Source organism: Fischerella sp. (assembly GCF_013388695.1).
In the GTDB taxonomy this organism is placed as follows: Bacteria; Cyanobacteriota; Cyanobacteriia; order Cyanobacteriales; family Nostocaceae; genus PCC9605.
On record NZ_JACAEU010000150.1, the window covers coordinates 117,471 to 131,207 of the forward strand.

The 13,737-nt window shown below is 41.8% G+C and carries 11 protein-coding genes and 1 pseudogene; 8 read left to right on the forward strand and 4 right to left on the reverse strand.

Annotated elements, in window-relative coordinates:
- Positions 1-61: 61 nt before the first annotated feature.
- From HXY43_RS20570 to HXY43_RS20590, 5 genes are all read left to right on the forward strand, one after another.
- Positions 62-1,987, forward strand: coding sequence for a serine/threonine protein kinase (locus HXY43_RS20570; protein ID WP_290886953.1), 1,926 nt, complete (start codon positions 62-64; stop codon positions 1,985-1,987).
- Between the two features lie 282 nt (positions 1,988-2,269).
- On the forward strand, positions 2,270-3,052 hold the full coding sequence (locus HXY43_RS20575) for a hypothetical protein (protein WP_290886956.1): 783 nt from the start codon (positions 2,270-2,272) through the stop codon (positions 3,050-3,052).
- A gap of 213 nt (positions 3,053-3,265) precedes the next feature.
- Entirely contained in the window at positions 3,266-6,034 is a 2,769-nt protein-coding gene (locus HXY43_RS20580) for a tetratricopeptide repeat protein (protein WP_290886959.1), read from the forward strand.
- A gap of 175 nt (positions 6,035-6,209) precedes the next feature.
- Positions 6,210-7,217 carry a folate-binding protein gene (locus HXY43_RS20585; RefSeq protein ID WP_290886962.1) on the forward strand — a complete coding sequence of 336 codons (1,008 nt, stop codon included), beginning with the start codon at positions 6,210-6,212 and terminating at the stop codon, positions 7,215-7,217.
- 94 nt (positions 7,218-7,311) lie between these two features.
- Positions 7,312-7,494 carry a hypothetical protein gene (locus HXY43_RS20590; protein ID WP_290886965.1) on the forward strand — a complete coding sequence of 61 codons (183 nt, stop codon included), beginning with the start codon at positions 7,312-7,314 and terminating at the stop codon, positions 7,492-7,494.
- 3 nt (positions 7,495-7,497) lie between these two features.
- Here the strand turns inward: HXY43_RS20590 and typA are convergent, their stop codons facing one another.
- Both typA and HXY43_RS20600 read right to left on the reverse strand, forming a co-directional pair.
- Positions 7,498-9,288: a translational GTPase TypA gene (gene typA / locus HXY43_RS20595; RefSeq protein ID WP_290886968.1), complete on the reverse strand. Its 1,791-nt coding sequence runs from the start codon at positions 9,286-9,288 to the stop codon at positions 7,498-7,500.
- 322 nt (positions 9,289-9,610) lie between these two features.
- Entirely contained in the window at positions 9,611-10,060 is a 450-nt protein-coding gene (locus HXY43_RS20600; RefSeq protein ID WP_290886971.1) for a hypothetical protein, read from the reverse strand.
- Positions 10,061-10,216: 156 nt separating this feature from the next.
- On the opposite strand from HXY43_RS20600, the gene HXY43_RS20605 reads away from it, so the two are divergent.
- Positions 10,217-10,429: a helix-turn-helix transcriptional regulator gene (locus tag HXY43_RS20605; RefSeq protein WP_026731598.1), complete on the forward strand. Its 213-nt coding sequence runs from the start codon at positions 10,217-10,219 to the stop codon at positions 10,427-10,429.
- A gap of 119 nt (positions 10,430-10,548) precedes the next feature.
- Here the strand turns inward: HXY43_RS20605 and HXY43_RS20610 are convergent, their stop codons facing one another.
- A complete protein-coding gene (locus HXY43_RS20610) occupies positions 10,549-11,706 on the reverse strand; it encodes a metal ABC transporter substrate-binding protein (protein WP_290886974.1) in 1,158 nt (385 codons plus the stop codon).
- Between the two features lie 51 nt (positions 11,707-11,757).
- On the opposite strand from HXY43_RS20610, the gene HXY43_RS20615 reads away from it, so the two are divergent.
- Together HXY43_RS20615 and HXY43_RS20620 are read left to right on the forward strand one after the other, a co-directional pair.
- Positions 11,758-12,576: a metal ABC transporter ATP-binding protein gene (locus tag HXY43_RS20615; RefSeq protein WP_290886977.1), complete on the forward strand. Its 819-nt coding sequence runs from the start codon at positions 11,758-11,760 to the stop codon at positions 12,574-12,576.
- Between the two features lie 19 nt (positions 12,577-12,595).
- Positions 12,596-13,465: a metal ABC transporter permease gene (locus HXY43_RS20620; protein ID WP_290886980.1), complete on the forward strand. Its 870-nt coding sequence runs from the start codon at positions 12,596-12,598 to the stop codon at positions 13,463-13,465.
- Between the two features lie 149 nt (positions 13,466-13,614).
- Here HXY43_RS20620 and HXY43_RS20625 read toward each other — a convergent pair.
- Positions 13,615-13,737: pseudogene (locus tag HXY43_RS20625) on the reverse strand (photosystem II q(b) protein); the annotation flags it as partial.

Genomic DNA, 13,737 nt, shown 5'->3' on the forward strand with positions numbered 1-13,737 from the left:
AAAAGTTTGGAGATATTTATTACCATCCTGAAAATTTGGGTGTTAACAGTGGGGAGGGAACATGATTGGCAAGTTATTAGACCACCGTTACCAAATCATCCGAGTTCTGGCAACAGGAGGATTTGGTGAAACCTACATTGCCGAAGATACAAAACGACCGGGAAACCCAATTTGTGTGGTCAAGCACCTCAAGCCAGTCAGTGCGGATTCCTCAGTGTTTAATACTGCCAAGCGCTTGTTTCACAGTGAAGCCGAAACATTAGAAAAGTTAGGTAATCACGACCAAATTCCCCGACTTTTGGCTTATTTTGACGAAAACCAAGAATTCTACTTAGTACAAGAATTCATTGAAGGACATCCCCTCATTGATGAACTGATTCCTGGTGAAATGTGGACTGAAGCCGAAGTTATCGATTTGTTAATAGAAGTTCTGGGTATCCTAGAATTTGTCCACAGCCAAGGCGTAATTCACCGCGATATCAAGCCAGAAAATCTCATCCGTCGCGACTCGGATAATAAATTAGTTTTAGTAGACTTTGGGGCTGTCAAACGATTACGTACACGTGAAGTGGGTTTTGCCGATACATCGCCCTCCGGATATGCAGAGTTAAACGCAGCCGGACAGTTCTCTGCGACAGTAGCCATTGGCACTCCCGGTTATATGCCCACCGAACAAGGACAAGGCAAACCCCGCCCCAACAGTGATATCTATGCTTTGGGTATCATTGCCATTCAAGCGTTGACGGGAGTAGGGCCAATGGATTTGCAAGAAGACGCCCAAACTGGCGAAATCCTTTGGCACAATTTAGTACCTGTCAACAAAAATTTAGCGGCGGTACTGACCAACATGATACGTTATCACTTTAAAGACCGCTATCAAACCGCTACAGAAGCGCTGCAAGCATTGCAATCGCTTGGTATCCACCCACAGTCTGCACAATACCCCAAAAATTCTGGCTACCAGCTTGTCAAATCCCCATCAATTCAGTCTCAGCAGAAAACTATCGCTGTTGCACCCGCAAATTCTGTATCCCCAACACCACAAGCAGCCCCTAAACCCGTCTCAGTCCTAAGAAGTTCGAGTAGTCTCGATTTATTGCAGCTAGGGATTATAGTGATTTTGGCTGGTAGTGCTGCTGCAATTACTCCATTTTTGGTTAAGAATGTACAAAATTTTACTGCCAACATTTCAGGAGGTCATGAGACTACAACTACAGCACACAACTGCTTGGCTATGGTTGGCTATAGCAAAGCTAATATCCGTTCTGAACCAAGTGCGATCGCTAGTAATAATATCGTGCAAACTGTTAAAGGTGGCACTAAGTTTGAAGTAACCGGCAAACGAACAAAAGGCGGTTGGGTGGAAGTGAAACTCGACCCAAAAAATTCCGCTTGGATATACTCCGATGCGATCAAAAATAATGAAGAATGGGTTACTTGCCTGCGAGACAAGGGCATTGCAGTCAAAACAGTAGATGATAATACCATCATTGCCAGGCGTCCAGTTCCCAAGCCAAAACCTGTGGTGGATGTAGAAACTTCACCACCAGAAACATTGGAATCGTCATCTTCACCAACATCAGAATCAGGGAAATCGAAAGGGAAAATCCCCAATTCAAGCACTGCCAGCATTCTCGAACAAGCTAGAGAGAAGTATGAATCTGGAGATTTAGATGGTGCTGTCGAACAGATGAAGTCTATACCAGTCAGTGCTTCTAGTTTTAAAGAAACGGCAGAAATGATTGCCCAATGGCAGCAAGATTGGGCAAAATCGGAAGCTTTATTTAATGATATTAATCAGGCACTTGATAATGGTCAATGGGATAAAGTTTTAGCTTATAAAAACACTCCAGAAAAATTGCCCAATCTTAAATACTGGCGAAAGAAAATAGAACCATTATTTAAGCAAGCTGCCGAAAATCTCGCGAAACAAAAGCAGCCTCAAGCAAGCAAATCTGATTCTAATTCCCAAGAAAAACCCCAATAGTGAGTGCTTAGTAGAGTCCGTTACACTACGTTAACAACGCACCGCTAAGAGTATGGCATAGTGCTTCATAGTGCGAAAATTTGTGAATTCATCAAGAGGGCAGAGGAAATATCATATTTTCTATTCCCTTTGCGATCCGTCTTGGTGTATACACTTTGTGACAGTTACTTGAATTGAATTACTTCTTTAAAGTTGATGTAGTGAAGTGTTGATGAAAATACTATTATTTCTCTACAGTCATGGCAGGCTATTTACTCAGATTTAGCCAAAGCGATCGCTAGCTTGAAAAATATCCCACCAGATGTAAATATTTATGCAAAAGCTCAACAAGAATTAAAACAATATCAAATTAAGTTGGGTGAACTTAATCAACTCATTGAGAAAGAACAAATAGCAGTTACTGCTTTTAATAGTTCAGAAGCATTGAATAGAGAAGTAGACAAAATTAATCAAAATCAACCTAATCTAGATTCTTTAGGGAAAGCAGAATCTAAAATAAAAAATGCTATTCAAGTTTTAGAAACTATTCCGCCTGGTACAACTGTATCAGAAAAAAGTAAAAACCTTTTATCGACTTATCAGCATAAATTAGCAGATATTAAATATAAAATTGCTAATCTCAAATTAGAATCTTTTGTGAAAAATTCGTATAATTTCGCGACAGCAGTGGATACAAAGATGGAATATCAGGAGTATTCCGCTCAGCTTAACAAGCTCAAATCTAATTTTAACGATATTATTCAACAATCATCAGCAATCAAGAATCATGATAGTGCCAAAGCATTGTCGAAAGCCTTAAACTGCTACAACGATGCTCAAATTATCTGGCGTTATTGCCACGAAGGTAATTGTTCTACTTCTATATCTGCTGGCTTCTTAGAATTGCGACGGGTATTATGGTTGCCTAGTAGTTTCGCTATCAAAGGTGTACCGTTAGCTCAAAAATATCAAGTACCAGTTAATTCTAATATCTTCAGAAAAAAATATATTCGGCTTAATGATACTCTGATAAATATTTGGAAGCAAGCAGAAAAACATATCAAAGAAGCTCAAGTGCAGATTTAGCAATTTGACTTAAATTGGTGAAAAAATTTTGTCTAGGTGCTTGTTTGTTGTTAATAATGTAGATGTTTGGCGCAACAAACAACCAAGAACGTCCTTGTTCTATGATGGAGAGTGGGTTCTGTCCAAGATTGCTACAACCTCAAATCAGGGCTGGTAGATTGGAAATAGGCACGCCGCTTCAAAATTAACCAACGGATTAAGGATGGTTTACTCATGAAGAGCAAGCATCAAATTCTCTACGCATTTCTGCTGAAAGGCGCTATGGTTTTTTCCGCAGTCCTGGTATCTGTTGGTGATGTCAGCGCTCAACTCACACCATCTCCCCCCCCTGCTAATCAACAACAGCAAGAACAGCAAATTCAAAAACTAGTCCAAACTGAAGTAGACAGGGCTTTTGGCCGTACGCGCAACCTGCTGAATATCTGGGTAGTTATACTCACTCTATTTCCAGTTGCGGTAATTGCATCATTTTGGCTACTGCGAAGGGCTGTAGTTCGGGAAATAGTCGATAGAACGATGGAACAGCTAAACGAACTGGAAGAATTGCAAAAACAACTCATCAGTGTCAAGCAAACAGCCCAAAGCAGCATACAACAAGCCCAAACCATCACCGCCGAATTAGAAAAAGAAGCAGAAGCATTGCGACAACAGATGATATCTATAATTCCATCAGAGATATCTCAGTCAAAGGCACAGTATTTAACAGAATTAGAAAAACAAATCAATACCTCGAAACAAGAATTAAAAAATATAGAGTCAGAATTTGGTTCGCGATTGGCTGAATTAGAGTTAGATGCTCAACATCAAAAAAATATAACTCTTGATACTTTAGGAAAATTAAAATCAGAACTCATATCACAAATATCTGAATTCCAGTTCGAGAATCAAAAACAAAAGGAACAAACTTTTGCAGATTTAGATAAATCACGCCAAGAATTTACATCTCAATTGGCTAGTCGTCAATTGGAAGTTCAGCAACAACAAGAACAATTTTTGCAAAGTTTAACAAGATTGCAAGCAGAATTTTCAGATCAACTGACTGAATTGCACTTAGGTACTCAACAAGAAAAAGAGCAAGCCTTAGCAAATATAAATAAATCCATTGCTGAACTGACAACTGAACTACATGCAGTGCAGTCAAATGCTCAGCAACAAAAACAGCAAATTATGGAAAGTATGGAAAATTTGCAATCAGAATTTGCTGCACAACTTGTGCAATTGCAATTAGAAACTCAACAAAATCAAGAACAAATATTTGCAGATTTAGAAAAATCACGCCAGGAATTGACATCTCAACTATTGGGATGGCAATCGGAAGTTCAGCAACAACAAGAGCAAATTTTGGCAAGTTTGACTAAATTGCAGTCAGAATTTACTACACAAATTTCTGAGTTGCAGTTAGTGAGTCAACAAGAAAAAGAAGAAGCTTTTACAGATTTAGAACAATCAAAGCAAGATTTAATATCCCAATTTGCATCTCAATTAAATGGTTGGCAGTCGGAAGTACAGCAACAAAAGCAACAAATTCTAGAAAGCTTGCAGAAATCACAGTTGGAATTTGCTGCCCAATTATCTGAGTTGCAAATAGGAACTCAACAACAAAAAGAACAAGTATTTGCAGAGCTAAGTAAATCAATATCTGAATTAACAACTCAACTTAATGATGTGCAATCTGATATGCAGCAACAAAAGCAGCGAGTTCTGAAAAGTTTGGAGAAATTGCAGGCGGAATTTGCTGCACAACTTACTCAAATGCAGTTAGGCACTCAACAACAAAAAGACCAGGTATTTGCAGAACTAGAAAAATCAATATCTGAGTTAACATCTGAGCTTAATGATATACAGTCAGATGCTCAGCAGCAAAAGCAGCGAGTTCTCAAAAGGTTAGAGAAATTGCAGACAGAGTTGGCTTCACAACTCTCTGCATTGCTGATAGATACTCAACGCAGAAAAGAACTAGCTCTTGAGAGTTTAGAAAAATCAGGTTCTGAATTTGCTTCTCAATTTTCTGAATTACAATTGCATGCACAAGAACAAAAATCTTTCATTCTAGAGAAGCTAGAAAAATTAAAGTCTGATTTTCTATCTCAACTCTCACAATTGCAAATGGAAGCTCAACAACAAAAAGAGCAGTTATTGGAGCAATTTTCTGAAATTACACCTCCATCTAATCTTGAAGCTGCGATCGCGGATATTCAGGAAACAATAGAGTTAGCACCGCAGCAATCTGAAGACTCAGAATCTATTCAACCACAGGATAAATTGACTGCTGATGATTATCTCAAACAGGGAGATATGCTTTTCTCAGAAAGACGCTACGAAAATGCGATCGCTCTCTACAAAAAAGCCATTAAAATTAAACCAGACGACCCTGTAATCTGGTTGAAACGGGGTATGTCACTTAGCAGGTTGAAGCAATACAAAGACGCGATCGCTTCCTACGAACAAGCCCTAAAAATCAATCCTGATTATCATCAAGCTTGGTGCGACAAAGGCGCAGCCCTAGGATTTTTACGGCGACATAAAGAAGCTTTAACCTGTTTTGATCGAGCTACAAAAATCAAGCCAGACGATGCTGTTGCTTGGTTAAACCGCGGACTAGCGCTGCAAGACTTGGAACAATATGAAAAAGCGATCGCATCTTTTGATGAAGCAATTAAACTCAATCCTGACTCCTATAAAGCTTGGAATAACCGGGGTTATGCCCTAGTCATGCTTGGCTATGACGATGAAGCGATTGAAAGCTTTGACAATGCTTTGAAAATTAAACCCGACTATGCCAACGCATATTACAACAAAGCAGCTTGTTATGCATTACAAGAAAAAGTAGAATTAGCTTTGGAAAATTTACAAAAGGCAATAAATCTTAACCCCAGATATAAACAACAAGCAGAAGCAGATATAGACTTTGATTTAATCGCAGGGGATAAGCGCTTTCGGCAGTTAATTGCAGATACTAAACAAGTAAAGAGTCAAAAGTAAAAATAAGTACAACATTGTACAAATTCGTAACGAATTAAATGTGGAAAGACTCTGCGCCCCTGGTGCGCCTACTCTGCGTCCCTCTGCGTTTAAAATACACAAAGCTGTACTAAGTTCCATTGGATGTAAATTATGAAATATTCATCATTTATAATTTAAAAGCTAAACTATCACCATGTCCACATCTGCTATTGACGCCAAAGACACAGCAGCTATCCAAGCAGCACAAACAACAGTTGCAGTATGCGATCGCTCCCATTGGGGACGCATCAAAGTTTCTGATGACGATCGCCTCCGCTTTTTGCACAACCAAAGCACTAACGATTTTCAAACACTTAAACCAGGTCAAGGCTGCGATACAGTTTTTGTTACATCCACGGGTCGTACTATTGACTTAGTGACAAGCTATGTCATGGAAGATGCGGTGCTATTGTTGGTTTCGCCTAACCGTCGTGAGTTTTTGATGCAATGGCTAGATCGCTACATCTTTTTTGCTGACAAGGTACAGCTAACCGATATCACTGATGAAACTGCAACCTTCAGCCTGATAGGCCCGGGAAGTGATGCCATTGTCGAAAAGCTGGGTGCTGGGACAATTATCGATCAACCCTACGGAAATCACCTCTCCATCCCCTCCGTGAACGAGGGGGATAAAGGAGGGGTCATCTTTGCTGTTGGTAGTGGTTTAGCTTCCCCAGGATACACCCTGATTTTGCCAGCCTCTGTTAAAGAAACTATTTGGAACAAAATTGTGGAATTGGGCGCAGTTCCCATGAGCGATCGCGCTTGGGAAGCGTTGCGAATTATACAAGGTCGCCCTGCTTCCGAACAGGAACTAACAGATGATTACAATCCTCTGGAAGCCGGATTATGGCAAACAATTTCTTTTAACAAAGGTTGTTATATCGGACAAGAAACCATCGCCCGTTTAAATACTTATAAAGGTGTAAAACAGCACCTTTGGGGTATACGTTTAAGCGCCCTCGTCGAACCAGGAACAACAATTACAGTCGGCGATGAAAAAATCGGCAAGCTAACTAGCTGCACAGAAACCACTGAAGGTTATCATGGTTTGGGCTATATCCGTACCAAAGCCGGTGGTGCAGGTTTGCAAGTCCAAGTTGGAGAAGCCACGGGTGAAATAGTAGAAGTTCCCTATGTTTCTCACGAGTACCCGCAGTAAGGGAGAGTGGGGCTAAGTACAGTTTTGCATAAAAAAGTAGCGATTTGAAACGCAGAGGCTCGCAAAGTTAAGCGCACCAGGTAGCAGAGTCTTTGTGCAAATATTTCGCTATGAACTTACAAAATGTTGTACTAAGGGACTTGCCAATAAAAAAAAACATTCTGGAGTCAAGCTGGAAGGAAAAGCAGGAACTGGGAAGGGGGACACGGGAGACAAGGAAGACAAGGAAGAATTTCTCCCCCTTGTCACCATCGACGTTCTAGTAGTTAACAACTAACTACTAACGCCTAGCCAACTTCTTTGCCATCTTCCGCAGACGAATTGACTGGGGAGTTACTTCCACCAATTCATCGGGCCCAATGTACTCTAAAGCACGCTCTAAGCTCATTTCTACTGGTGCTTGCAACTGCACCAATTCTTCACCGCTAGAAGCGCGGTGGTTGGTAAGCTGCTTGGTCTTACAGACATTTAGTTCTAAGTCTTGGGGACGATTGTGTTCGCCGACAATCATGCCCTTATAGACCTTCGTGCCAGGAGTGATAAAGAATACACCTCTATCTTCGGCATTCTTCATGGCGTAGAAGGTAGACACACCCTCTTCAAAAGCAATTAACACACCTTTGTTGCGGGCTTCAATATCACCAGTGATGGGACGGTAGTCTAGGAAGCTATGGTTCATGATCCCTTCCCCCCGTGTCATCCGCATGAATTCACCTCGGAAACCAATTAATCCACGGGCGGGAATCACGAACTCTAGTTGGGTGCGTCCATTACCACCAACTTGCATATCTTGCATTTCGCCCTTGCGTTGTCCTAAGCGTTCAATGCAGCTACCAACACCATCTTCAGGAACGTCTAGAACTAAGAGTTCGTAAGGTTCACAGGGTTGTCCGTTGACTTCGCGGTAAATTACCTGAGGCTGGGAGACTTGAAACTCATAACCTTCACGGCGCATGGTTTCGATTAAAATACCCAGGTGCAACTCACCACGACCAGAAACGAGGAATTTATCGGGAGAGTCGGTTTCTTCGACGCGCAGGGCGACGTTGGTTTCCAGTTCCCGCAAAAGGCGATCGCGCACTTGCCGAGATGTCACCAGTTTTCCTTCTTGACCGGCAAAAGGTGAATCGTTCACCCAGAAGGTCATCTGTAAAGTGGGTTCATCTACTTTAATCAGTGGTAAAGCCTGGGGTTCATTGGGATCGGTGATTGTTTCACCAATATTTGCATCAGCAAAACCAGCCACTGCCACAATATAACCAGCAGAAGCTTCTTCCATTTCCACCCGCTTTAAGCCTTCAAAGCCCATCAACTTGGTGATTTTGGCTTTGACAATATCACCCTTTTCTGTCACCAAAGCCGCTTGCTGTCCCATGCGGATCTTACCGTTGTGAATTCTGCCAATCACAATCCGTCCCAGATATTCAGAATAATCTAGGGTGGTAACTTGCAGCTGCAATGGTTTATTTACATCGCCTACTGGTGGTGGAACATGACGCAGAATCGCATCAAACAACGGCTGCATATCCTTAGGTTCATCATCCAAGTCATTTTTGGCATAACCACTTAAACCAGAGGCGAACAGATAAGGAAAATCACACTGGTCTTCGTCTGCACCTAATTCTAGGAACAGATCCAGTACTTTATCAATTGCACCGTAGGGATCTGCTTGCGGACGGTCAATCTTGTTAACTACGACAATGGGACGTAATCCTTTTTCTAGTGCCTTTTTCAACACAAAGCGAGTCTGAGGCATAGGGCCTTCGTTGGCATCTACAATCAGGATGCAACCATCAACCATGCCGAGTACACGTTCAACTTCACCGCCAAAGTCAGCGTGTCCAGGAGTATCGACAATATTAATCAGTGTGTCTTTATACTTGACTGCTGTATTTTTAGACAGAATAGTAATTCCTCGTTCTCGTTCAAGGGCGTTGGAGTCCATGACGCAATCCGGAACGTCTTCACCTTCACGGAAAATACCGGATTGTTTGAGGAGAGCATCAACGAGGGTTGTTTTGCCGTGGTCTACGTGGGCGATAATAGCGACGTTACGGATTGGGAGCGTCATAATAAGGGCGTTCCAGTACTCTAAAGGGGATTACAGTTTATATATAGTGGTGGACTGCTTTAACAGAATTTGGGAGGATCTGCAAATTCTGTAAATAAGCCTTAACAATTCTACAATTCTATCGTAATCTAAATTATTCCAAGGCAACGAAAAACCTTTAAGCTACTGCGCTGAAAAGACAGATAAGCTAAAAGGCATTTAATTTGCATTCTCAAAAAAATCAAACTCTTGTGGGGTGGGCGTCTCGCCCGCCCTGATTATACAACTTAAATGCACATCAGCTTATTTTTCGTGGCGACAGTCAAGAGTCAAGAGTCAAGGGTCAAACTGAACAGACTTGGTATTTGCGCTTTGCTTCAAAATACTCACCTCTCAAGAACTCTAGCACTTTTGGGCAGAGGGTAAATTTAATTGCGTTCACCAGTTCTCCCCAAGTCTGGAGTTGATTCACACAAGCAGCCTGCCAAAATTTATGCTTGTAAAATTCGCCCCAAAATTCGGGTGCTTGCTTAGTTTCGTTCTTTTTCCAGCGTTTGCGCCAACGAGCGAAATCCTGTTTTTGAGGTGGTTCGGCTTCGACAATTGGGGGCAAGTCGGCATAGCTAACAAATCTTGTTAATCCTTTTGCCACCACCAAAATTACATTAGGCCATAACCGGATATCTTTAATCTGCTCGATTTTGATTTTGAGGAGGAGAGCGATCGCTTCTGGGGTGACAAACCTAGCCAAAGGGTGAGCTGGCTGTGATTGGGGTTGTGGTGTTATGATCATAATGTAATTTCGTAATATAACTTCGTAAGTGGCTTTTACTAGAAGCCTTTACGAGTTTGTACGGTTTTATTTAGCGATCGCTTGAGTTTGACAGACCGAGGCGATCGCTTTATTATTGAACATAACACTACAGTGAAAATTCGCTATCTGTCAAGCATGGGTTTGGTAAGGTTACGCATTCAAGAATTTGCTGACAAAGAAGGGTGGACGATTAAGGAAGTATCCGATCGCTCAGGTGTGCCATATGGTACGGTAAAAACTTACATGCGCTTGCCGCAAAGGTCAACTGTTGACCTGACTGCCCTCAAAAAATTAGCTCAGACGTTTGATGTGTTGTTAGAAGATTTATTTGAAATAGTAGAAGAGTAGGCGTTTCTCTGGCTGGGAACCAGATATAGTACAAGTACTACCAGCGAATCAAAATCCCCTCATTACCAAGCTGGAACTTGGTAACACATTTGCCAGTTCAAGCTAATGCCCAGAGGATATCAATTTTTCTTTGAAGTAGCAGATTGAAACGGCGTGTACTTTCCTGCCAATGCTTCGACAATAGTCTGTGTATTCGCCTGCATCATTTTGCTATAAGAATCACCATCACTTCCAGGCGCACCAATGGAATCAGAATAAAGTTGACGCGGTGCTAATTTCACCCCTGCTTCTTGCGCTACAGTTTTAATCAAAGCAGGGTTAATTGTAGTTTCCGCAAAAATCGCCGGAACACCTATTTTTTTAATTGACTCTACCAGTTGCTTGACTGTTTGAGCGCTGGGTTGTTCTTCTGTACTAATACCAATTAATGTACCTGCAATTGGTATGTTGTAAGCGCGTCCGTAATATTGAAATGCATCGTGGGTGGTTACAAGTTTGCGCTTATCTGGAGGGATAGTTTGAATTTGTTGAGTAATCCAGGTATCTAACCGCTTTAATTCCGTAGTAAGTTGCTGCGCGTTTTGGGTAAATTCTGCTTTGTCTTCTGGTGATAACTCAATTAAAGCATCCCGAATCGCGTTCACCATTGCGATCGCATTTTTCACATCACCCCAAACGTGCGGATCTGGGACTACCTCGCCTTTGCTTTTTTCCAGTTGTAACGGCTTTGCTACCTCTCCCACCGCTAACTTCCGCGCCTTAGTTCCTGCTGCATTCATTAACTTAATTAGTCCAGGTTCTAAGTTGTAACCGTTATACAAAATCAAGTCCGCTTCTTCTAAAAACTTACTATCTTGTGGTCTTGGTTCGTAAACATGCGGATCTGTACCCGGTTGGAGAATTCCCTTTAGCTGAATTTCGTCTCCGCCAACTTCCTCAGCCAGATCGGCAATAATAGTGCTAGTTGCTACAACTTGCGGCTTGCCATCTGCCGCTGGGTTAGAAGAATTCGATGGTGTACAACCAAATAACGCAAGCGGTAAAACTATTCCCAGACATAGGTGATGGGGGAATTGCTGCCACCAGAGTGATGAGGGGGAGGGGTGGGGAGTGTGGGAAGTGTGGGGGGTGTGGGAGGGTGAGAGGGGAAGGGTGGAGGAATCTTTTGACTCTTGACTCTTGACTCTTGACTTTTGACTTTTGACTTGTTTGTGCCTTCCGCCTGTAGCATTAGCTTCATGTATGTTCAACATTATCCCAGCTATAGATGTTTTCATATTCTTTTCATTTTTATAGTAAGCTGAAGTAAGAACTATGAAAACATAATTATGGAAACCATATTTTTACAGCCAACTCTACTCCAGAAACGAACAGTAGAAATGCTCACTCCAGCGATAACATCTATTGATACTGATGCTAACGATGCCATTACCATTGCCCATTTAAGCGTGCATTATCGGGCAGTAGAAGCCCTCACGGACGTAAACTGTACTGTGAAAGCAGGACAACTAACAGGTATATTTGGCCCCAATGGTGCTGGTAAAAGCACTTTGATGAAGGCGATGTTGGGGTTAGTTCCCAGTAGCGGTACGGTGCTGTATAAAGAAAAACCTTTGACACAGCAACTGGAGAAAGTTGCTTATGTACCGCAACGCAGTCAAATAGACTGGACTTATCCCGCTACAGTTTGGGATGTAGTGATGATGGGAAGGGTGAAGAAAACAGGTTGGTTGCGTAGTTTTAGTACAGTGAGTCGGCAGGTAGCAAAAGCTGCTTTGGAAAGAGTAGGCATAATTGAATACCGTAACCGTCCCATCGGACAGCTTTCGGGAGGACAGCAACAACGGGTATTTTTAGCGCGTGCTTTAGCACAGGAAGCGGAAATTTTTTGCTTTGATGAGCCGTTTGTGGGTATCGATCAGAAAACTCAGTCAGTCATTTTTGAAGTATTTCACGAACTCGCTGCTGCTGGAAAAATAGTTCTTGTTGTCAACCATGACTTAGGGGAATCTATCACTCATTTTGATGAGTTGATTTTATTAAATCGCGAAGTAATTGCTACAGGTTCTCGACAGCAGGTATTAACTGAAGAAAATTTGTCCCGCGCCTACAGTGGTAATGTAATCTTTTGGAAAGAGGCAGCATAAAAATTATGAATTATGAATTATGAATTATGAATTACTGCAAGCGTTGATTGAGCCTTTACAGTATGGCTTTATGCAGCGATCGCTTGTCATCGCCATTTTAGTAGGCATGTTGTGTGCTGTTGTGGGTAGTTACTTGATGGTGCAGCGGTTAGCTTTGCTGGGTGATGCTATCAGTCACTCGGTTTTGCCGGGACTGGCGATCGCTTTTTTATTGGGAGGTAATATTTTTATTGGCGCGTTTATTGCGGGTGTCGTCAGTACAATGTGCATCGCCTTGATCAGAACGCGATCGCCCATTAAAGAAGACGCAGCAATGGGAATAGTTTTTTCGGCATTCTTTGCCCTTGGTATAACTTTGATTACCGTAATTCAAAAAGAAAATAAAATTGACCTCAATCACTTTCTCTTTGGCAATATTCTCGGCGTGACTGCACAAGATGTGCGAGACACAGCCATCATTGCTGCCATAGTGTTCATAGTGGTCTTTTTGTTATACAAAGAACTGCTATTTTATACCTTTGATCCTTTAGGTGCTCAAGCAGCAGGTTTACCAGTAAATCGGCTCAACTTTGGACTGATGCTGCTAATTGCTTTAACAATTGTCGCCAGCATGAAAGCCGTTGGTGTTATTCTCGTACTATCACTGTTAATTACACCAGGAGCAACCGCTTATTTATTAGTTAAACGCCTGCACGAAGTCATGATTTTAGGAGCAGTAATTGGGGTAATTTCTAGTATCAGCGGTATGTACCTCAGTTATTTTTATAATTTACCCTCCGGGCCGGCTATTGTTTTAGTAGTATCGGCATTATTTCTATTAGCATTACTTTTTAGCCCCAATTACGGGATTTTAAATCACGGTAAAAATTATTCGCAGCAAAAGCAGTAAGCACAATTAATTACCAAAATTTTTACGCGTGAAAACCCAATCCCCAGTCCCTTTTACTGCAATTAAACACAAACAAAAAGCGCCCCTTTCGGAGGACGCTCTTTTATTTATCTAGTAGAGGCGCGATATATCGCGTCTCTACATGAAGATTAACCGTTGATAGCAGGAGCGCTGATTGCAACAGGAGCAACTTCAGCACTAGCCAAGTCGAGAGGGAAGTTGTGAGCATTGCGCTCGTGCATAACTTCCATACCCAAGTTAGCGCGGTTGAT

Coding starts and splice junctions, on each gene's coding strand:
- HXY43_RS20570 (WP_290886953.1), top strand. CDS start 62: ATGATTGGCAAGTTATTAGACCACCGTTACCAAATCATCCGAGTTCTG.
- HXY43_RS20580 (WP_290886959.1), top strand. CDS start 3,266: ATGAAGAGCAAGCATCAAATTCTCTACGCATTTCTGCTGAAAGGCGCT.
- HXY43_RS20585 (WP_290886962.1), top strand. CDS start 6,210: ATGTCCACATCTGCTATTGACGCCAAAGACACAGCAGCTATCCAAGCA.
- typA (WP_290886968.1), bottom strand. CDS start 9,288: ATGACGCTCCCAATCCGTAACGTCGCTATTATCGCCCACGTAGACCAC.
- HXY43_RS20600 (WP_290886971.1), bottom strand. CDS start 10,060: ATGATCATAACACCACAACCCCAATCACAGCCAGCTCACCCTTTGGCT.
- HXY43_RS20605 (WP_026731598.1), top strand. CDS start 10,217: ATGGGTTTGGTAAGGTTACGCATTCAAGAATTTGCTGACAAAGAAGGG.
- HXY43_RS20610 (WP_290886974.1), bottom strand. CDS start 11,706: ATGAAAACATCTATAGCTGGGATAATGTTGAACATACATGAAGCTAAT.
- HXY43_RS20615 (WP_290886977.1), top strand. CDS start 11,758: ATGGAAACCATATTTTTACAGCCAACTCTACTCCAGAAACGAACAGTA.
- HXY43_RS20620 (WP_290886980.1), top strand. CDS start 12,596: ATGAATTATGAATTACTGCAAGCGTTGATTGAGCCTTTACAGTATGGC.